This window comes from Sphingomonas sediminicola, from assembly GCF_049991885.1.
GTDB lineage: Bacteria > Pseudomonadota > Alphaproteobacteria > Sphingomonadales > Sphingomonadaceae > Sphingomicrobium > Sphingomicrobium sediminicola.
This window is the reverse complement of sequence record NZ_CP178916.1, coordinates 538,778-556,113: the sequence shown is the minus strand read 5'-3', so window position 1 is coordinate 556,113 and position 17,336 is coordinate 538,778. Positions and strand designations below refer to the sequence as shown.

Here is a 17,336-nt window from a genome sequence, read left to right as displayed (position 1 = left end):
GGAACCTCTTTCCCGAAAGCCGACGAAGCTGGTCAACCGACCGTTCACCATGTTCGGCTGGGGCTGGAGCGGCGCGTCCGCCTCTGTCATGGGCGAGGCATGGCAAAACGAACACCAATGGCAGGCGGCTTCCTCTTGATGGCGGCGATCCTGATCGGCGCGGTCTGGGGCGTTGCGACGGGCAATCCGATGAAGGGCATATTGATCGGAACCGGCATCGGAATCGGCGTGGCAGCGCTGATCTGGCTGCTCGACAGCCGAAGCCGGAGTTAATCGAGCGCCAAGTCGAAATGTAACGGCTGCTCTTCCACACCCATGCTCCGGTAGAGCGCTACCGCCGGCTCGTCCTCGCGATCGGCCTGCACGAAAACGACCCACGCGCCCGCATCTCGAGCAATCGGCTTCAGGGCCTCGATCAGCGAGCGAGCGATGCCGCGGCGCCGGAACGGCTTTGCGACCGCAAGGTCGTAGATATAGAACTCGCTCCGCTCCTGTTCGTATTTCATGAGCTCGTACGCCGACAGCGCGCCGACCACTTTGCCGTCAGACTTGGCAGCAAGAAGGACAAAGTGACCGTCGGAAAGGAGTCGCCGGAGATAGGCGTCTCCAGGCGGCGCCGAGAAGAAATTCTCCTCCTCTTCGAACGAGTCGGCGAAGACTCGCAGGGCCTCACGCATTTCCGCAATCTGGCGCGAGGACAGGCGCTCGATTTCAAACGGGAATGACTTCACGGGCTTAACCGATCTTCCGGCCCGCCCAGACCACCCGGCCAATGCAGTTGAGCTCGTCGATTCCGCAGTCGGGCCAGTCGGGATAAGCGGGATTGTCGGACTGAACGGTAACCCGTCGTCCGGCTGGGTGAAGCGCCAGCCGCTTCACGACCAGTGCCTCGTCGGCGCGCAGCACGTAGATCCCGTCGCGTAGACGCTCGTCGCAGTCGCCCAGGTCGACGAGTATGTCATCGCCCGCGTTCAAAGTGGGCGCCATTGAATCACCCTCAACCCGAATGATCGACAGCCTGCCTGACGGCGAGGCGGTCAGGCCCTTCAACCAATTCTCGTCGAAAGCGAAATAGGCCTTACCCGCCTGATCGTAGGGGATTGCACCGGGACCTGCCGAAGCCCTCACGGGGCTCCGTTTCACGGGAACCAGGCCACCGACGGGTTCGTCGTCCGCTGGCCCGCCAAGGAGGGTCTCGGAAATCGAAAAATAGCGAGCGAGCTTTCGTCGCTCTGCCTCGCCTAGCCGCTTTGGCACTCCGCGCCTCACAAATTGCTGAATGTAGGCCGGATTGCGACCGAGCATCCGCGAAAGGCCGGCAAAGTCCTCCCCGCGCTCGGCACAGAGCCGTTCGAGCACCACACGCGGGTCGTTCAACATGGTTTCGTCATAGTTATAGGAGAATCCCTAGACAAGTAGGAATTGCACTGGGAGTTGATAGGGCCCGCGTCGCCTGGGCGAAGTTGAAGGATAGCAAGTGCATTTACTTCGGGAAGTCGAGAAGTTCCTGAATCGGAGCCAAACTGCGCCAACCGGTTTCGGGCGCGATGTAGTTGGAGATCCGCGTTTCGTGTTCGATCTGCGTGAGGGAAGAGAGCCCCGCCAGACGACGGTCGAGCGTGTTCGCGCATTCCTGGAGACCGTCCGATGACCCGCCTTCCCATGCCCAAAGCCGGCGCTTCCTTGCTACGCGCCCTCCTCGCCCGTGCACTCGTCGATCATGATAGGATTTTGCTTACCGAGTATCGCTCAACCGACTGGCAGTAGCTGACCTTCCTCGGTGAGCGCCATGAAATGCGCTTCAGGATTCCGGGCCTTGGAGCGGAAGGCATTTTCGCCCGAATGACCGGAGACCTTACCGACGCCGAGTTTGCGATCCCGAAGCAGATTGTGGCGGATGTCGTGGTGTACGGAGCACCGGCGCGCGAGCGCGACGGCTCCATCAGCTTCAGCATCGAGGCTCTGACGATCGAGGAGTGATCTAGCGGAGCGAACGGCGGAGAGCTGCAAGCGCGTCGTGCAGCTCCTGCGTGGCATCGGGCGGAGTCTGCCGCGGTGTCGAGCGCAGGTGGTCTTCAATGCGTGCGTGCATCTCTCCGGCCGTGTCGCTCGGCTCGAAGAGCCTGACGACCCGGGAGTCCTCCTCTACGGCGGCAAGCACATCGTCCAGGACGAGTTCTTCGGTGGACGTTTTGTCTCCAGAAGCACCGAGTTGCTCGACGATTCCGGCGACATCGGCTTGCTCGAGAAGCTCACCCAGAGAGGAGAGTTCGTACTCGACCGGAGTTTGCTCGAAGTCCGTGAGAGCGAATTGGCGCCTGGGCGATCCGAACTTGCCAAGTGCAAGCCAGATCCCGCCGAGTGCGGCAGCGCCTGCCGCAATTGGGGCGACGCTTACAGGCGGCTGGGCGAGATAGGTCGCGGAAGCAAAGGCTACCGCGCTTCCGAAGATCGCCGCCGGCACAAACTCGAATGCCAGTGCCCAGCCGATGCTTTCGTTCTCTCGCTGCATGAGGAAGAGATGTAAGCGAAAATCCTTTCCAGCCGGTTAGGCAGTTGCCTCGCTGGTTGCCTTCGCCTTTTCGACCAGCGCGATTACCGCCTCGGTAAAGGCAGCCACGTCGCCCGGATTGCGACTTGTGACGATGTTCCCGTCGGTCACCGCCGCCTGTTCGACCACATTCGCGCCGGCATTCTTGAGGTCGGTGCGAATCGACGGCCAGCTCGTCGCAGACTTTCCGCGCAGCAGATCCGCTTCCACGAGCAGCCACGGGCCATGGCAAATCGCCGCGACCGGCTTTCCTGAATCCGCGAAGGCGCGGATCAGGTCGATGGCGGCCTTGTTCGTGCGAAGCTGGTCGGGATTGCGGACCCCGCCAGGGAGGATCAGCGCGTCGAAGTCGTCCGCATGCGCCTGCTCGATCGTCATGTCGGGCCGGATCGTCTTGCCCGGATCGTCGTGGACCGTCGCCTGGATCGGCTTCAGGTCCGGCGATGCAAGCTTTACGTCCGCGCCGCGTTCCAGAAGGATTTCGCGGGGGCCGAAAAGCTCCGACTCCTCGAAGCCATCAGTCGCGACGATCAGGACGCTGGAGTTTGAAATTTCAGACACAGGCACCTCCTTTGGGCCTAATCAGGAACCCGCCCGCTTTCCGCTCGCTTAGTCGTGCCAATGAGCGAAGCAAAGATGAACGGCGGCAGGCTGAGGCACAGCAGCGACAGCGAGCCCGGCTACACGCGAAAGAAGCAGGGCCGCTACTGGGCCTATTTCGACGAGAAAGGGAAACGCGTCACCGACCGCGACACGATCGACCGGTTGAACTCGATCGCCTTGCCTCCAGCCTATGTCGACGCCTGGTTCTGCAAGGACGAGAACGGTCACCTGCAGGCGACCGGGACCGACGCGCGCGGCCGCAAGCAATATCGCTACCACCGGGCGTTTCGGGCCCGGCGCGACAAGAAGAAGTATAGCGGGACGCAGGAGTTTGGAGCTGCTCTTCCCAAGATCAGACGAAAGGTCGCGGCCGATCTCAAGACACGCGCCTTGAGCCGTGATGCAGTAATCGCGGCGGTCGTTCGCCTGCTCGACAGAGGGCATATGCGCGTCGGCAATGAGCAATATGCGCGGGACAACAAGAGCTTCGGCGCGACCACCCTTCGTTCCAGGCACGTGAAGCGGAACGGCAGTAAGCTCCTGATGCGCTTCACCGGCAAGCACGGAATCGTTCACGAGGTGCCGATCACGGATTCAAACCTCAAGCGGATCGTGTCCAAGTGCGACGACCTGCCGGGTCAACATCTGTTCCAGTATATCTCTGATGATGGCGAACCTTGTCCGATCACCTCCGCCGATGTGAACGACTATATCCGGGAAGCTTCGGGCGGTGATTTCACTGCCAAGAACTTCCGCACCTGGGGCGCGAGCGTCATCGCCTTCGAGCAGATGCTGACGGCATCCGAGCACGAGAAGGCGCGCATCAGTTTGAAAACGGTGCTCGAGCCGGTTGCCGAAGCGCTCGGCAACACTCCCGCGATCAGCCGCAAGTCCTACGTACACCCCAAGCTGATCGAGGCGGCCCGTGACAGGCCGCGCAACCCGTTGAACGGCCTTGAGCGTCCTCGCGAACGCAAGTGGCTCTCGTCTGGGGAAGTTGGGCTTCTCAAATTCCTCGCAGGCCGCAAACGAAGCTCTTCGCCTGACGCCACGGCTTGATCAGCCGTACCGGCGTCGCCACAAGCGGAGCGATGAAGCCGAACATCGACCCAATCCGGCCAACGCAGAGCGTTGTGGCTTGGCTAATCGACAATCGTGACGGCGTGGTCCTCGGCGCGGCCGTCGCGGGAGCGATTGTCGCGGTCATGCTAGTCGCCAAATTGATCGGTCAGCGCATAATCGCCCGCGAGACAGATGAGCAGCATCTGGGCTGGCGAAGCGTCGTTGGGCGCGTGCTCGCAAAGACGAGCATCTTCTTCATGGTCATGGCCGCGATCGACATCGTCGCGACCTATGCGCAGCCGCCGGCGCGGGCCCAGCACCTGGTCGATGTAGGTTTCACGATCGCCTTCGCCCTTCAGGGCGCGATATGGGCGCGAGAACTGATCCTTGCACTGATCGCCCGGCGCGTCGGCGACGGCACGACAGAGTCCGCGCTCGGCAATGCCAACGCAATCATTCGCGTGCTGGTCAGCGTCGCGCTCTTCGCCCTCGCGATCGTCGTCATCCTCGACAACCTCGGCGTCAACGTCACAGCGCTTGTCGCCGGCCTCGGCATCGGCGGCATCGCGATCGGCCTCGCCGCCCAGGGCATCTTCTCCGACCTGTTCGCGGCGCTCGCCATCCTGTTCGACAAGCCATTCCGGCGGGGCGACATCGTCCGCTACGGGACGACCACTGGAACCGTCGAGAAGATCGGCCTCAAGACCACCCGCCTGCGCGGCGTTGGCGGCGAGCAGGTCATCATGGCCAACACCAAGCTGCTCGAGCAGGAAGTGCATAACGTCACCGACGCACGCGTGCGGCGCACGTGGCTAACGTTCGGCCTGACCTACCAAACTCCATCGGAAACGATCGAGCGGCTGCCGGACGTGATCACGGAGCCGATTGAGGCGATCAAGAACTGCAAGCTGGTCCGCTGCTCCGCGACCGCATTCGGATCGAGCTCAATCGAATGTGAACTCGTCTATGACGATCGCAGCCGAGACCCCGACACGCTGGCGCGGCACAAGTCGGCGGTCATCCTCGCTGTGAAGCGAGCTTTCGAACGCGAAGGCATCGACTTCGCCTATCCGACCCAGACGACCTTCACCGCGGCGCCCGACGGCACGATGGTGATGCCCTATCCGCAGATCCAGCCTGTCGTCGCATTAGACAAACCTGTCGTCGCATTAGACAAAAAGGCGAAGGAGTCGCGTAAGGATCGCTGAATCTTAGGCGGCTACCGCGCCGTCGAGGGACTCTCCCTCCGGAGTAAGCTTCCAGACATTGGCCAGCATTGCCCGGAATCCGTCCGGCGTCACCGACCGCTGGTATTGCGCCTGCATTTCAGGCGTTAGCATTTCGACCATCTGAGCATTGTCGACCCAGAATTCGATCACGCGGAAGGGGCCACGATTGCACAGGATGGTGTGACAGCCATAGCGGCGGCCAATTTCTTCGACTTCCTCGATCGATAGGGGCGTTCCCACGGCGGCATGGAACGGACCATGGCGCGACACGGGCTCATTACGTTGATGCCCTTCTCCCGACTCATTGGGATAGAAGGCGAGATCGCGGGGATAGACCTCGATTGTCGTCCGCCGGTCGTCGCCTGCATGGGCGATCCAGCTGCCCTTTCCGACCATTGGAAAGTAGAAGACCTGGCCGCGCCAAAGCTCGGCGAACATGGTTGCGGTCCGCTTGGGATCGTCAGCGCTGATCGAGAAATGAAAGATCATTTGGAGTCCTCAGCTACGCGACTCTTGCCGCGCGTGCCGCGCCCGCTACAGCAGTTGCATGCCGGTCGCCAGTCTCGACGCAATCCGCTCTCGAATAGGCTCCGAAGTGGGCGTTTCGAGCTGGCTGACGATGGACCAGGAGCGGATCAACGAGTTCGCTGACGCAACCGAGGACCGGCAGTTCATCCACATCGATCCAGAGGCTGCCGCGCGCACTCCGTTCGGCGGAACTATCGGCCACGGCTTCCTGACCCTGTCGATGCTATCGCGGATGGCGGCGGAAGCCATGCTCGTTCCCGGCAGCATCAAGATGGCCGTGAACTACGGGCTCGACCGGGTGCGCTTCATTGCGCCGGTGCGAAGCGGCAAGCGAATCCGCGGCCGCTTCCGCCTTGACTCGGTCGACGAGAAAGCGCCGGGACAATTGTTATTGCGGCACACCGTGACCGTTGAAATCGAAGGCGAGGAAAAGCCCGCACTGACGGCCGAATGGCTCGGCCTTCTGTTCGTTTGAGGAGAGAAGAATGTCCGTCCGCGACGCCGTGATCGTTTCGACCGCGCGAACCCCGATCGGAAGAGCCTACAAGGGCGCCTTCAATGCGACTCCTGGCGCGACGCTGGGCGCGCTGTCGCTTGCTCCGGCAATCGAACGCGCGGGGATCGATGCGGGCGAGATCGACGACGTAGTCTGGGGCTGCGTCCTCACCCAAGGCGTTCAGGCGGGCAATATCGGCAGGCAGGTCGCACTGCGCGCGGGCTGTCCGGTTACCGTCAGCGCCCAGACGATCGATCGCCAGTGCGCCTCTGGGCTTATGGCCATCGCCACGGCGGCGAAGCAGGTGATCATCGACCGGATGGATATCGTCGCCGCAGGGGGCCAGGATTCGATCAGCCTCGTGCAGACCCCGGAAATGCGTATCGGTGGTGACACTTCGCTCATCGCCATGCACAAGGACGTGTACATGCCCATGCTCGGCACAGCGGAGACGGTTGCCCAGCGCTACAAGATCAGCCGCGAGGCGCAGGACGAATATGCGCTGCAGTCGCAGCAGCGCACCGCCGCCGCTCAGGCCGAAGGGCGGTTCGATGCAGAGATCGTCCCGGCGACCGTAACGATGACCATCAAGGACAAGGAAACCGGCGAGGTCTCGAAGAAGGAGATCACGCTTGCCAAGGACGAGGGCAACCGCGCGGATACGACGATCGAGGGCCTGGCTTCCCTTCAGCCCGTCCTTGGTCCCGGCACCCACATCACCGCGGGCAATGCCAGCCAGCTCAGCGACGGCTCGTCCGCCTGCGTCATCATGGATTCTTCCGTCGCCGAAAAGCGCGGCATCGAGCCGCTCGGCCGCTACATCGGCATGGCGGTTGCTGGAACGGAGCCGGACGAAATGGGAATCGGCCCTGTGTTCGCCGTGCCGAAGCTGCTCGAGAAGTTCGGCCTCAAGATGCAAGACATCGGGCTGTGGGAGCTTAACGAGGCGTTTGCAGTGCAGGTGCTCTACTGCCGCGACAAGCTCGGCATTCCCAACGACCTTCTCAACGTCGACGGCGGCGCGATATCGATCGGCCACCCCTACGGCATGTCGGGCGCGCGCCTGACCGGGCATGCGCTGATCGAAGGCAAGCGCCGTGGTGCAAGATATATCGTCACTACCATGTGCATCGGCGGCGGCATGGGCGCCGCCGGCCTGTTCGAGGTGTTCTAGGGAACGCGATTGAACTGGTTGGTTGTGATCTCCGGCTTGCCGTTGATGTTCAACCAGACAATCGTCTCGCTCATCGTCTTGCCGTCGCCGGAGACGGTGTAGATTCGCGTAGTGCGCGGCATGCCTTCCTTGTAGAATGCCATAACCAGCACGTTCGGCGCGGGCACCTTCGCAGCGACAGTGTCTACGTTGTTGTAGCCGGTGCTGGGCGCGGGTGAGCCGTCGAGCGGATAGGTGCCGGTCGCGTGGATTTCGCCGCTGCCGCTGCCGATGACGTCGACCTTCGAGTTCCACTTTCCGCCGCCCACGTCGCTGTAGGTGATGTTGACGCTCTTCGGCCGCTGGTCAGGCGGGATCTGCGAATGCTCCAGATCGAGTGTCCAGGTGCCAAGCAAGGGAGCCGCCGGCTCAGCGGCGAATGCCGGCGCGCCCGGAGCAAACGATGCCATCAGCCCAAGCAACACCAAGTACTTCATAAGACGCCTCCGATCCTTTTCAATCAAGACGTGTAATATTATCACATGCACGTCAAACGAAACTGATGTTGCGAAGGGCTGCGTTCTGCCTAGTCTGCCGCCCATGAGCGCCGCAGAAATTGTCGCGCTGGCTGCATCGGTCAGCCTGCTCGCCGGGTGGCGGCTTTATCTCGTCGTCTTCGCGACCGGGCTCGGGATGAAGTACGGCTGGGTCGCACTCCCCGACCAGCTCCGGGCGCTCGACGTTCTGGCGAACAACTGGATCGTCGGCATCGCAGGCGTTGGCGCCATCGCCGAATTCTTCGCGGACAAGATTGCGTGGGTCGATAGCGCCTGGGACGCGATCCACTCGGTCATCCGGCCGCTGGGCGGGGCGATGCTCAGCCTGGCTATCGTCGATTCCGCAGACCCCACCTGGCAGGTTGCGAGCTTCCTTCTTGGCGGAGGCGCAGCCTTCTTCGCTCATGCGGGCAAGGCCGGAGCACGCACGCTCGTCAACGCCAGTCCGGAGCCGTTTTCCAACGTCGTCGTGTCCGCCGGAGAAGATGTCGCGACAGCCGGGCTACTGGCGCTTGCCATCGCGAACCCGATTGCCGCCGCCCTGATCGCGCTGATCCTTGTGATCCTGTCGCTCTGGCTCGTGATTGCGGCGCGGCGGGCCTTGAAGCGGCTATTCAACCGTGTCGGAATGCAACCGAAGTCCGGCGGAACGGGTTGAATTCGCGAACAGGAGAAAGCCGATGCCCGTTTCCGATCAACCTCTCGTCGAACGCATTGCGCGCGTGCTTGCAGCGGCGTCGTTCAGCTCGAACGCGGAGGGCAGCGATCCCTCGGCTTCCGAAAAGGTTGATCGCACCTGGCCTGAGCATCTGAACCAGGCGCTCGCCGTGCTCCACACGGCGCGCGAGCCCGACACGCAGATGGCGACGGCCGGCGATGCAGAAATCTGGAAGCGGATGGTGGAAATCGCCATCGAGGAGGCGGAAGCAACCGCCGCATGAACGCTCGAGCGCGCGAAAAACCGCGCGCCGATCCGCGATGGACGCTCGCCGCCTGCGTCCTCGCTTCGAGCCTGTCGTTCGTCGAAGGCTCCGTCCTAAACGTCGCGCTTCCCGCTCTTCGCGCGAGCTACGGAGCCGGTGCTGCGGAAGTGCAGTGGGTCGTCAACGCTTACCTTCTCCCGCTATCTGCGCTGCTCCTTCTTGGAGGCGCGCTAGGCGATCACTTCGGACGACGCCGCCTGCTGCTCTTCGGTACCAGCCTGTTCACGGTCGCTTCGGTCCTTTGCGCGCTCGCACCCAGCCTCGGCCTGCTGTTCGCGGCCCGCGCAGCTCAAGGGATCGGCGCGGCGCTGCTGCTTCCCAACAGCCTCGCGCTTTTGAATGCCGCTTACGAGGGTGAGAAGCGTGGCCAGGCCGTCGGGATCTGGGCGGCAGCGGGTGCCGCAGCCGCTGCGGTCGCGCCCCTGATCGGCGGATGGCTGGTCGACAATGTCGGCTGGCCCGCAATCTTCTACATCAACATCCCGCTCGGGCTTGGCGCAATCCTGCTTGCGTTCATATTCGTAAGTGAGAGTAGCGACGCGAGCGCAGGCAGGACCGATTATAAAGGAGCGTTCCTCGCAACCGCCGGCCTCGGCGGAACCACCTATGGACTGACCCGATGGTCGTCCTCCGGCGAAGTAGACCTGGTGGTCGGCGCGACCGTCATCGCGGGGTTTGCGATGCTCGCGCTGTTCCTGTGGGTCGAAAGAGCACGCAGGGACCGCGCGATGATGCCGCTCGGCATGTTCGGTGATCGGTGTTTCATCGGCCTCAACCTGCTCACATTTCTCCTCTACGGGGCGTTCGGCGCGGCCATGCTGCTCGTACCTTATGTTCTGATCGAAGCGGGCGGTTACTCGCCCGTGCAGGCGGGATTGGCGCTCCTTCCGCTCCCGATCCTGATTTCGATCGGCTCGCCGATCATGGGTCAGCTAGCGATGCGCATCGGGCCGCGGACGCCGCTGGCGATCGGCCCGCTCGTCGTAGGCGCGGGCATGCTGCTCGGCCTGCGGATTGTGGATGACAGCCCCTATTGGACCGTCGTCATGCCCGCGATCGCCGTCATGGCGCTTGGAATGGCAATCGCGGTTGCCCCGCTCACCGCTTCCGTCCTTGGCTCGGTCGACCCGAAACACACAGGGATGGCATCAGGCTTCAACAGCGCCGTCGCCCGGATCGGCGGGCTCATCGCAACGGCGCTGCTCGGCGTGGTGCTGTCACGCCAGGGCGATCAATTGATCGACGGATTTCATTCCGCGCTGGTCGCATCGGCAATCGTCGGCGGCGCGGCGAGTCTCACCGCGATCACTCTGCTGGGCAGTGTGAAGATGCGCGAAAGCTGAGTGCCGTTTAGGCGTTCTTCGCGATCCAATCCTCAACGACCGGAGCGATCTTATCGCGCCACTTGCGGCCGTTGAAGATGCCGTAATGGCCGACGCCCTTGGCCATGAAATACTTCTTCTTCGCGTGCGGAACGCCGCTTGAGATATCGAGCGCCGCCTTGGTCTGGCCAATACCGGAGATGTCGTCGCGCTCACCCTCGATCGCAAGCAGTGCGGTGTCCTTGATGGCCTTCGGATCGACCTTGCTTCCGCGATGCATCAGCTGACCCTTGGGCAGAAGGTGGCGCTGGAAAACCACGTCGACGGTCTGAAGGTAGAATTCGGAGGTCATGTCCGCGACCGACCGATATTCGTCGTAGAACTTCTGGGTTGACGTCGCGCTCTCCTCGTCGCCCTCGACGAGGTGCTTGAACATCTCCCAATGGCTGACGAGGTGGCTGCCGAGGTTCATGGTCATGAAGCCGGCGAGCTGCAGGAAACCGGGATAAACCTTCCGGCCGGCACCGGGATAGTAGAGCGGAACGGTGGCGACTGCGTTCTTCTGGAACCAGCCAAGCGGCCGCTCCGTCGCCAGCGTGTTCACCGCCGTAGGCGCTTCGCGGCTGTCGACCGGTCCGCCCATCATCGTGAGCGTCTTGGGTCGCCACCGGTTGCGCGTGGAGTTCATCAGCGCGGTTGCAGCGTAGGCTGGAACCGACGGCTGACAGACGGCGAGGACGTGCGGGCGTTCGCCCCTTAGCTCGCCGATCGCCTCCATGAATTCAATCAAATAGTCGATGTAATCGTCGAGATCGAACGTGCCCTCGGTGAGCGGCACCGACTTCGCGTCTCGCCAGTCGGTGATGTAGACGTCGTGCTTCGGAAGCATCCGCTCGACGGTGCCGCGAAGAAGCGTGGCGTAGTGACCCGACATCGGAGCGACGATCAGAAGCGGCGGATCCTTGTCGGCCATTCCGGCGCGGACGAATCGCTTCAGCTGGCCGAATGGCTCGCGAACAAGGATTTCCTCGTGAACCTTGACCTTGCGGCCCTTCACAACCGTCTGGTGAAGGCCGAACTCCGGCTTTCCTCGCGGCGCTGCAGCATGAGCGAAGACGTCGAGCGCGGCGGCAATCAGAGGGCTACCAGACGCGTAAGCAACTGGGTTTGCTGGATTATTCAGCCATCCTGCACTCATGCCCGCCAATTTGCTCGCGCCCGCGAGAAACGAGCGCTGAACTTCATAGGCGTCATACAGCATTTAGGGGCACCCTCATCACCACGTACCAACTGATGTGGACCCCATTTGGTCCAACGGCAAGGGCCGTTGTTGCACCGCACTCATTGCGGTGCGCAATTGAGGGACAGGCCTACGGCTGCTAGTCGACGGGCATGGCTAATGCCCCGAACCGCCCGCCGGGCCGCTCCCTCAAGAACCTGCGGATGATCTGGAGCTTCGCCTCGCATTACCGGGGGCACATCCTGGGCGCGGCCGCGGCGCTGCTCGTTGCGGCTGGCGCGACGTCCGGCGTGCCCTATGCGTTCAAGCTGATAATTGACAAAGGCTTCGCCGCCGGCAGTTCCACGCAGGATATCGCCCGCTGGTTCGAATATCTGCTGATGCTGGTCGGCGTGATGGCGCTTGCGACGGCGTTCCGCTTCTTCTTCGTATCGTGGTTGGGCGAACGGACCGTGGCGGACATCCGTCTTGCGGTGCATCGGAACCTGCTTCGCTTATCGCCCGGTTTCTTCGAAGAGAATCGGCCGGCGGAGATTACGTCGCGCATCACCGTCGACACGACGATCATCGAGCAGGTCGTCGGCACGACGGTCTCGGTTGCCCTGCGCAACGTCGTCCTTGCGGTCGCTTGCATCGTCATTCTCTTCGTCCTGTCGCCCAAGCTCGCAGGAATGATGCTGCTCGGCCTCCCGGTCGCACTCGGGCCGATCATCATCCTCGGCCGCAAGGTGCGAGCGATTTCCACGCGCAGCCAGGACCGCATCGCCGACGTCGGCGCGGTGACCAGCGAAGTGCTCGGCGCGATGAAGATCGTGCAGGCATTCGGACAGCAGGATCGCGAGACCGGCCGCTTTTCCGACGCCGTCGCCAAGGTGTTTGCAACCGCACGGACGCGCATCCTCCTGCGCGCGTTCATGACCGCCATCGCGATCTTCCTGATGTTCGGAGCGATCATCTTGATCATCTGGCAGGGCGCCGTGGACGTCGCGGCCGGCCGGATGACGGGCGGCACAATCGCGGCCTTCGTTCTTTATGGCGGATTGCTCGCCGGAGCATTCGGCGCCTTGTCCGAAGTTTATGGCGACTTCCTGCGCGCGGCCGGGGCATCGGAACGCCTGACCGAGCTCCTCGAGGCCGAGCCCGACATCCGCGCACCGGCCAATCCGAAGGAGCTGCCCGATCCCGCGCGCGGCGAGCTCGAGTTCGACAACGTCACCTTCCACTACCCGACGCGCCGCGACGTCTCCGCGCTCGAAGGCTTCAGCCTCACCGTGAAACCGCGCGAACGGCTTGCTCTGGTGGGTCCGTCCGGGGCGGGCAAGACGACCATCTTCCAGCTCGCGGAGCGCTTTTACGATCCGCAGTCGGGGAGAGTTCTACTGGACGGCGTCGACCTTCGCGATGCCGATCCCGCCGACGTCCGCCAGCGGATCGCGCTCGTTCCGCAGGAAACAGTCATGTTCGCAGCGACCGCGCGCGACAACCTGCGGTATGGCAACTGGAACGCGACCGAAGACGAGATCTGGCAGGCCGCAAGCGATGCGCATGCGGAGGAATTCCTGCGCAAGCTTCCGGAAGGCCTCGACACTTACATGGGAGAAGGCGGCGCTCGCCTTTCCGGCGGACAGCGTCAGCGCATTGCAATCGCGCGTGCGTTACTGCGCAACGCTCCCTTACTGCTGCTCGACGAAGCGACGTCGGCCCTGGACGCTGAAAGCGAGCGGCTGGTGCAGGATGCGCTCGACCGGCTGATGGCCGACCGCACGACGATCGTCATCGCTCACCGCCTCGCGACGGTTCGCGCGGCCGACCGCATTGTCGTCATGGATCACGGAACGATCGTCGAAGAAGGCACGCACGCGACGCTGACACGCCACGGCGGCCTTTACGCGCGGTTGGCGCGGCTTCAGTTCGAAGACCGCGCCGCCTGAACCTTAGGCACCGGCGCCGCTTGGCGTCGTTGTTCCGGAGGTCCCCTTCCCACGGCGGGACGCACCCTTGCGCGCAGTCGTCGACCGCTTGCGGGTCGCGGGCTTGCGAGCTGCAGTCCCAGTCGAAGCCTTGCGCGTCGCTGCCGGCTTGGAAGCCTTTGCGCGAGTGGTCGTCTTCTTTGCAGTCGAGCGCTTGGCAGCGGGCTTCTTTGCGCTCGAGCGCTTCGTCGCAGCGGCCTGCGGAGTGCCCTCATCCGTCCATTTGCCGGACAGGACACGCTGCGCCGCATCGGCGACCGCCTCTGCAATCAGCGAGCCCAATTTGGATGCGCTCGAGACCATCGTGCTTGCCGCGGCCTGGGCAGTGTCAGCCGCGTCGAGTCCCGCATCGCGGATCTTGCGCCGCGCGGCAGGACTTGCGCTGATTGCGGCTGCAGCAGCGGCCAGGCCTGCTGCCAACATTTCACGGCTCATCGCCGCCTTGGCGAGCTTGTCGACAGTGCTTTCACCGCCCGAAGACGATTTCTTCCGCGTTGTGGATTTGGCCATCGTAAACCTCTCTTTCGGTCTTGCCCCAAAGACACTTCAACTGCTGAACGGTTCCGTTTCGGTAACGAACCGTGCCTGTAATTCCGAAGATTTCGATTGTCCAAAAACGTTAAAGGGGACCGCTGCTCAAGCAACGATCCCCTCGAACATGGTCAGCGGCCGGAAGTGATTGGCCGTCCGTCCAGCTTTACGGCCGACGAACACCCCTTTCCGACCTCTGTGCTGAACCATGAGACATCGGATCACCTCCTTTCGCTGCGTTGAAGCTGAGGTGAGAATGATTCGTCCGGGCGCAAATCACAAGACTTGTAATGCGCTACAAATCTGCAATCTTTGGGAATTCGCGTGTCGAAATCCTACGCGCGGCAATCCTCGACAACATGAGCGATTTCGGTTCCCGCCGGCATGACCAGCGCTGGTGATCCGGGCATCGAGACCGCGAACCGGCCGCGGCTGAATGCGATTGCGTCGAGCAGCGGATCCATCCCCCCGACCTGCGCGATGATTCGTCCAGAAGGCTGGTCGAACCGCGATGCAAGATTGCGAGAATCCGAGCTGGTCCAGAACGACAGACTGGATGCAGGCGCCGCGCTGATTCGCGACAATGTCACTAGCCGAGTGAGCTTTCCGCAGGCGATGACCATGCGCGTCGCGCCCGCGCCGTCGACGAACGCGGCTTCGCTCCCGCCAGTGACGGCACGATAGGTCCAGGCGCCGGGACTGACCGGCCAGTAGCTGAAATCCATTTGCGCGGGCTGCGTCGTAACCTGAGCCTCGGCTAGCTGATTCAATTGGGGGCCAAACGCCAGCGCGCCGGCCATCGCGACGAACGCGATCCTCCTCACTTTCACTCCTGTCACTTGCCGAGGCGGTCGATCTTGTCTCGGAGCGCGGAAAGCTCCGCGCGCAGCTGCTCGAGCTCGGACTCGCCCGACGGCTTCTTGTCTTCTGTCGGCTTCGTCTTGGACGCTGCCGAGGCGGTGAACGCGCGGCTGGTGCTTTCGAACATTTCCATGTTGCGCTTGGCGAGATCAGCGAAGACCTTGCCGCCGAACGCATCGCGCATCGCGCTTTGGTTGCGCTGGAAGGCGTCCATCGCCGCTTCGAGATATTGCGGAACCATGCCCTGCATCGAATTCCCGTAGAGCCCGATGAGCTGCTTCAGGAAATTCACCGGAAGCATGGTCGACCCGCGCGCTTCCTCGTCGACGATGATTTGCGTCAACACCTGACGAGTGATGTCCTCGCCTGTCTTTGCATCGACAACTTCGAACTCGCGGCCTTCGCGCACCATTTCGGCGAGACGGTCCAATGTGATGTAGGACGAGCTTTCCGTGTCGTAGAGACGACGGTTAGCATATTTCTTGATAGTCACCTTGTCCGAAGACTTGGCCATGAACCGCTCCCGAGAACCGATGGACCACCTACTACCGGACCAGTGTGCACCGCAACATGAACACGCTCCGCGTCCGCTTCCGCTATTTCTCGAAATGGTACGGATGGTCGGCGAGCGCGATCCCGAGACCGCGCGCGCAGCGCTCGACGGGCTGGCGAAATACGAGAATGCGCCGAGGCCACGAACGCGTGTCCCGCTTCCGGTTGTAGCGAAGGTCGGTCCCGCGGTGCTCCGCGATCATGGCGGCGAAGGTCCGTGCGCAATCCTTGTCCCGTCGCTGATCAATCCGCCGGACGTGCTCGATCTCGATAAAGAGGTTTCGCTTGCCGCTGCGGTCTCGAACATGGGCCGCCGAGGTCTTCTTCTCGATTGGGGTGCTGCCCGGGATCGCGCGGATCTCGACGTTGCGGGGCATGTCGAAGAGCTGCTGGTGCCATTGATGTCGGAGCTGAACGAACCGCCGGCACTGATCGGCTACTGCCTCGGCGGGACGATGACGATTGCGGCAGCCAATCTCGCTCCGGTCGAGCGGGTTGCAACGATCGCCGCGCCGTGGCGTTTTTCGGACTATCCCGAAGACTCACGCAAGTCGCTGCTGGACTTGTGGATGCACGCGCGGCGGGCGGCTGCGGCTCTCAAGGTTCTTCCGATGGAAGTGCTGCAGGCGGCGTTCTGGTCGCTCGATCCGTCGCGGACCGTCTCCAAGTTCGCGCATCTTTCATCGCTCGATCCGACAGGCCCGCAGGCGCTACGCTTCATCGTGCTCGAGGACTGGGCGAACGAGGGCGAGCCCCTGCCCCTCCCCGCCGCGCGCGAGTTGATCGAGGATTTCTTCGGCGCGGACCTGCCCGGGACCGGAGGATGGAAAATTGGCGGCAAGACCATGACCGACGCCGTCCCTGTTCCGATGCTCCACTGCACCGCCGCGCACGACCGGATTACTCCGGCCCGGAGCGCACCTCATGGTGCGGTGCGCGAAATCGCCTCCGGTCACGTCGGAATGGTGGTCGGCTCGGCGCGCGGGAAGCTTCACGATGCGTTGTCGCGTTTCCTGGACCCGGCTTGCCGCTCCCAACCCTAAACGCTAACGACCGCCGGAACGCACCCGTAGCTCAGCTGGATAGAGCGCTGCCCTCCGAAGGCAGAGGCCACAGGTTCGAATCCTGTCGGGTGCGCCATTCTTCGAAATTTTCGTACTTGCAGGCGAAGCCCGCCGCCGAGCCCGGCGGGCTTGCCATCGGCATCGACCTATCTGTTCACGATCGTGGGATCGAGCGGGCAGGTTGGAATGCCATCGGCAGAGATCATGTTCGGCTCGACAGTCAGGCAATAGGTGTAGTCCTGGCCGTCCGAATTGGCATCATCGAGAAAAAGGGCTGTGCTCGACTGGAGAGATGGAACGAACTCCCCGGCGGTCGGAGCGCCGCCATTCTGCTTCTGCAGGCTGATCGCCTGGCTAACGTCGTTCGGGAACTGAGCGGTGTAACTGTTGCCCGAATTGTCGGTAATGGTCCCGGACAACATGAACGTGATGTCCGTCTGGTTGCTGTACTGATTTCCAGGGTCGCTCATCTGGGTCAGGTCGATATTGCCATCGGAACTGACGACATTGGTGCTGGCCGGAATGCTCGCACCTTGCGAGTAACTCTTCTGGCTCACCGTCAAGACATTGCCGTTCAACTGGCCGGTGATGTCTACATTCACTGTAAGCGACATATCTGGCTTGGGCATAGGTC

At 62.7% G+C, this 17,336-nt stretch carries 22 protein-coding genes and 1 tRNA gene; 12 read left to right on the top strand and 11 right to left on the bottom strand.

What is annotated here, in order from left to right; all coding sequences use genetic code 11:
* Positions 1-99: 99 nt before the first annotated feature.
* Complete coding sequence (locus tag ACMC5O_RS02970; RefSeq protein WP_426693236.1) at positions 100-273, top strand: hypothetical protein; 174 nt, start codon at positions 100-102, stop codon at positions 271-273.
* Here ACMC5O_RS02970 and ACMC5O_RS02965 read toward each other — a convergent pair.
* Both ACMC5O_RS02965 and ACMC5O_RS02960 read right to left on the bottom strand, forming a co-directional pair.
* Entirely contained in the window at positions 270-677 is a 408-nt protein-coding gene (locus ACMC5O_RS02965; protein WP_187707775.1) for a GNAT family N-acetyltransferase, read from the bottom strand. The two genes, ACMC5O_RS02970 and ACMC5O_RS02965, sit on opposite strands and share 4 nt — an antisense overlap.
* 58 nt (positions 678-735) lie before the next feature.
* Positions 736-1,380, bottom strand: a complete 645-nt coding sequence (locus tag ACMC5O_RS02960; RefSeq protein ID WP_187707776.1) for a S24 family peptidase — start codon at positions 1,378-1,380, stop codon at positions 736-738.
* Positions 1,381-1,794: 414 nt separating this feature from the next.
* Between ACMC5O_RS02960 and ACMC5O_RS02955 the strand changes: the two genes are divergently transcribed.
* A complete protein-coding gene (locus ACMC5O_RS02955) occupies positions 1,795-1,980 on the top strand; it encodes a hypothetical protein (protein WP_187707777.1) in 186 nt (61 codons plus the stop codon).
* Position 1,981: 1 nt separating this feature from the next.
* On the opposite strand, the gene ACMC5O_RS02950 is transcribed toward ACMC5O_RS02955, so the two are convergent.
* Both ACMC5O_RS02950 and ACMC5O_RS02945 read right to left on the bottom strand, forming a co-directional pair.
* The gene (locus ACMC5O_RS02950) at positions 1,982-2,512 is read right to left on the bottom strand and encodes a hypothetical protein (protein ID WP_187707778.1); all 531 of its coding nucleotides are present in this window, start codon (positions 2,510-2,512) and stop codon (positions 1,982-1,984) included.
* 36 nt (positions 2,513-2,548) lie between these two features.
* The gene (locus tag ACMC5O_RS02945) at positions 2,549-3,112 is read right to left on the bottom strand and encodes a DJ-1/PfpI/YhbO family deglycase/protease (RefSeq protein ID WP_187707779.1); all 564 of its coding nucleotides are present in this window, start codon (positions 3,110-3,112) and stop codon (positions 2,549-2,551) included.
* A 75-nt stretch (positions 3,113-3,187) separates the two neighbouring features.
* On the opposite strand from ACMC5O_RS02945, the gene ACMC5O_RS02940 reads away from it, so the two are divergent.
* Both ACMC5O_RS02940 and ACMC5O_RS02935 read left to right on the top strand, forming a co-directional pair.
* Entirely contained in the window at positions 3,188-4,213 is a 1,026-nt protein-coding gene (locus tag ACMC5O_RS02940) for a DNA topoisomerase IB (RefSeq protein WP_187709928.1), read from the top strand.
* A complete protein-coding gene (locus ACMC5O_RS02935; protein WP_187707780.1) occupies positions 4,210-5,424 on the top strand; it encodes a mechanosensitive ion channel family protein in 1,215 nt (404 codons plus the stop codon). Before ACMC5O_RS02940 ends, ACMC5O_RS02935 begins: the two co-directional genes overlap by 4 nt.
* Before the next feature lie 3 nt (positions 5,425-5,427).
* On the opposite strand, the gene ACMC5O_RS02930 is transcribed toward ACMC5O_RS02935, so the two are convergent.
* The gene (locus ACMC5O_RS02930) at positions 5,428-5,934 is read right to left on the bottom strand and encodes a hypothetical protein (RefSeq protein WP_426693235.1); all 507 of its coding nucleotides are present in this window, start codon (positions 5,932-5,934) and stop codon (positions 5,428-5,430) included.
* Between the two features lie 58 nt (positions 5,935-5,992).
* On the opposite strand from ACMC5O_RS02930, the gene ACMC5O_RS02925 reads away from it, so the two are divergent.
* Positions 5,993-6,448, top strand: coding sequence for a MaoC family dehydratase (locus ACMC5O_RS02925; protein ID WP_187707783.1), 456 nt, complete (start codon positions 5,993-5,995; stop codon positions 6,446-6,448).
* 10 nt (positions 6,449-6,458) lie between these two features.
* Positions 6,459-7,643 carry an acetyl-CoA C-acyltransferase gene (locus tag ACMC5O_RS02920; RefSeq protein WP_426693234.1) on the top strand — a complete coding sequence of 395 codons (1,185 nt, stop codon included), beginning with the start codon at positions 6,459-6,461 and terminating at the stop codon, positions 7,641-7,643.
* Here ACMC5O_RS02920 and ACMC5O_RS02915 read toward each other — a convergent pair.
* Positions 7,640-8,119, bottom strand: coding sequence for a hypothetical protein (locus ACMC5O_RS02915; RefSeq protein ID WP_187707784.1), 480 nt, complete (start codon positions 8,117-8,119; stop codon positions 7,640-7,642). The genes ACMC5O_RS02920 and ACMC5O_RS02915 overlap by 4 nt on opposite strands.
* A gap of 103 nt (positions 8,120-8,222) precedes the next feature.
* Here ACMC5O_RS02915 and ACMC5O_RS02910 point away from each other — a divergent pair, with 103 nt between their 5' ends.
* The 3 genes from ACMC5O_RS02910 to ACMC5O_RS02900 are packed head-to-tail and all read left to right on the top strand — an operon-like array spanning position 8,223 to position 10,505.
* Positions 8,223-8,837, top strand: a complete 615-nt coding sequence (locus tag ACMC5O_RS02910) for a DUF4126 domain-containing protein (protein ID WP_187707785.1) — start codon at positions 8,223-8,225, stop codon at positions 8,835-8,837.
* 22 nt (positions 8,838-8,859) lie between these two features.
* The gene (locus ACMC5O_RS02905; RefSeq protein WP_187707786.1) at positions 8,860-9,120 is read left to right on the top strand and encodes a hypothetical protein; all 261 of its coding nucleotides are present in this window, start codon (positions 8,860-8,862) and stop codon (positions 9,118-9,120) included.
* Positions 9,117-10,505, top strand: a complete 1,389-nt coding sequence (locus ACMC5O_RS02900; RefSeq protein ID WP_426693233.1) for a DHA2 family efflux MFS transporter permease subunit — start codon at positions 9,117-9,119, stop codon at positions 10,503-10,505. The genes ACMC5O_RS02905 and ACMC5O_RS02900 overlap by 4 nt, the downstream gene beginning before the upstream one ends.
* A 7-nt stretch (positions 10,506-10,512) precedes the next feature.
* On the opposite strand, the gene ACMC5O_RS02895 is transcribed toward ACMC5O_RS02900, so the two are convergent.
* A complete protein-coding gene (locus tag ACMC5O_RS02895) occupies positions 10,513-11,745 on the bottom strand; it encodes a polyhydroxyalkanoate depolymerase (protein ID WP_187707789.1) in 1,233 nt (410 codons plus the stop codon).
* A gap of 131 nt (positions 11,746-11,876) precedes the next feature.
* Between ACMC5O_RS02895 and ACMC5O_RS02890 the strand changes: the two genes are divergently transcribed.
* Positions 11,877-13,655: an ABC transporter transmembrane domain-containing protein gene (locus tag ACMC5O_RS02890; protein WP_426693232.1), complete on the top strand. Its 1,779-nt coding sequence runs from the start codon at positions 11,877-11,879 to the stop codon at positions 13,653-13,655.
* A gap of 3 nt (positions 13,656-13,658) precedes the next feature.
* Here ACMC5O_RS02890 and ACMC5O_RS02885 read toward each other — a convergent pair whose 3' ends face one another.
* From ACMC5O_RS02885 to phaR, 3 genes are all read right to left on the bottom strand, one after another.
* The gene (locus tag ACMC5O_RS02885; RefSeq protein ID WP_426693231.1) at positions 13,659-14,204 is read right to left on the bottom strand and encodes a hypothetical protein; all 546 of its coding nucleotides are present in this window, start codon (positions 14,202-14,204) and stop codon (positions 13,659-13,661) included.
* Between the two features lie 356 nt (positions 14,205-14,560).
* Entirely contained in the window at positions 14,561-15,049 is a 489-nt protein-coding gene (locus ACMC5O_RS02880) for a hypothetical protein (protein WP_426693230.1), read from the bottom strand.
* 11 nt (positions 15,050-15,060) lie between these two features.
* Positions 15,061-15,600: a polyhydroxyalkanoate synthesis repressor PhaR gene (gene phaR / locus ACMC5O_RS02875; RefSeq protein ID WP_187707792.1), complete on the bottom strand. Its 540-nt coding sequence runs from the start codon at positions 15,598-15,600 to the stop codon at positions 15,061-15,063.
* Between the two features lie 94 nt (positions 15,601-15,694).
* On the opposite strand from phaR, the gene ACMC5O_RS02870 reads away from it, so the two are divergent.
* Both ACMC5O_RS02870 and ACMC5O_RS02865 read left to right on the top strand, forming a co-directional pair.
* Complete coding sequence (locus tag ACMC5O_RS02870) at positions 15,695-16,681, top strand: alpha/beta hydrolase (RefSeq protein ID WP_187707793.1); 987 nt, start codon at positions 15,695-15,697, stop codon at positions 16,679-16,681.
* Positions 16,682-16,701: 20 nt separating this feature from the next.
* Positions 16,702-16,778: transfer RNA gene (locus ACMC5O_RS02865), tRNA-Arg, on the top strand.
* Positions 16,779-16,848: 70 nt separating this feature from the next.
* Here ACMC5O_RS02865 and ACMC5O_RS02860 read toward each other — a convergent pair.
* On the bottom strand, positions 16,849-17,331 hold the full coding sequence (locus ACMC5O_RS02860; RefSeq protein ID WP_187707794.1) for a hypothetical protein: 483 nt from the start codon (positions 17,329-17,331) through the stop codon (positions 16,849-16,851).
* Positions 17,332-17,336: the final 5 nt, after the last annotated feature.

Bases quoted from the DNA above. Each gene is read 5' to 3' on its own strand.
- ACMC5O_RS02965 (WP_187707775.1), bottom strand. From the start codon at position 677: ATGCGTGAGGCCCTGCGAGTCTTCGCCGACTCGTTCGAAGAGGAGGAG.
- ACMC5O_RS02955 (WP_187707777.1), top strand. From the start codon at position 1,795: ATGCGCTTCAGGATTCCGGGCCTTGGAGCGGAAGGCATTTTCGCCCGA.
- ACMC5O_RS02915 (WP_187707784.1), bottom strand. From the start codon at position 8,119: ATGAAGTACTTGGTGTTGCTTGGGCTGATGGCATCGTTTGCTCCGGGC.
- ACMC5O_RS02900 (WP_426693233.1), top strand. From the start codon at position 9,117: ATGAACGCTCGAGCGCGCGAAAAACCGCGCGCCGATCCGCGATGGACG.
- ACMC5O_RS02940 (WP_187709928.1), top strand. From the start codon at position 3,188: ATGAACGGCGGCAGGCTGAGGCACAGCAGCGACAGCGAGCCCGGCTAC.
- ACMC5O_RS02890 (WP_426693232.1), top strand. From the start codon at position 11,877: ATGGCTAATGCCCCGAACCGCCCGCCGGGCCGCTCCCTCAAGAACCTG.
- phaR (WP_187707792.1), bottom strand. From the start codon at position 15,600: ATGGCCAAGTCTTCGGACAAGGTGACTATCAAGAAATATGCTAACCGT.
- ACMC5O_RS02860 (WP_187707794.1), bottom strand. From the start codon at position 17,331: ATGCCCAAGCCAGATATGTCGCTTACAGTGAATGTAGACATCACCGGC.
- ACMC5O_RS02910 (WP_187707785.1), top strand. From the start codon at position 8,223: ATGAGCGCCGCAGAAATTGTCGCGCTGGCTGCATCGGTCAGCCTGCTC.
- ACMC5O_RS02885 (WP_426693231.1), bottom strand. From the start codon at position 14,204: ATGGCCAAATCCACAACGCGGAAGAAATCGTCTTCGGGCGGTGAAAGC.
- ACMC5O_RS02970 (WP_426693236.1), top strand. From the start codon at position 100: ATGGCAAAACGAACACCAATGGCAGGCGGCTTCCTCTTGATGGCGGCG.
- ACMC5O_RS02895 (WP_187707789.1), bottom strand. From the start codon at position 11,745: ATGCTGTATGACGCCTATGAAGTTCAGCGCTCGTTTCTCGCGGGCGCG.
- ACMC5O_RS02960 (WP_187707776.1), bottom strand. From the start codon at position 1,380: ATGTTGAACGACCCGCGTGTGGTGCTCGAACGGCTCTGTGCCGAGCGC.
- ACMC5O_RS02950 (WP_187707778.1), bottom strand. From the start codon at position 2,512: ATGCAGCGAGAGAACGAAAGCATCGGCTGGGCACTGGCATTCGAGTTT.
- ACMC5O_RS02905 (WP_187707786.1), top strand. From the start codon at position 8,860: ATGCCCGTTTCCGATCAACCTCTCGTCGAACGCATTGCGCGCGTGCTT.
- ACMC5O_RS02930 (WP_426693235.1), bottom strand. From the start codon at position 5,934: ATGATCTTTCATTTCTCGATCAGCGCTGACGATCCCAAGCGGACCGCA.
- ACMC5O_RS02925 (WP_187707783.1), top strand. From the start codon at position 5,993: ATGCCGGTCGCCAGTCTCGACGCAATCCGCTCTCGAATAGGCTCCGAA.
- ACMC5O_RS02920 (WP_426693234.1), top strand. From the start codon at position 6,459: ATGTCCGTCCGCGACGCCGTGATCGTTTCGACCGCGCGAACCCCGATC.
- ACMC5O_RS02870 (WP_187707793.1), top strand. From the start codon at position 15,695: ATGGTACGGATGGTCGGCGAGCGCGATCCCGAGACCGCGCGCGCAGCG.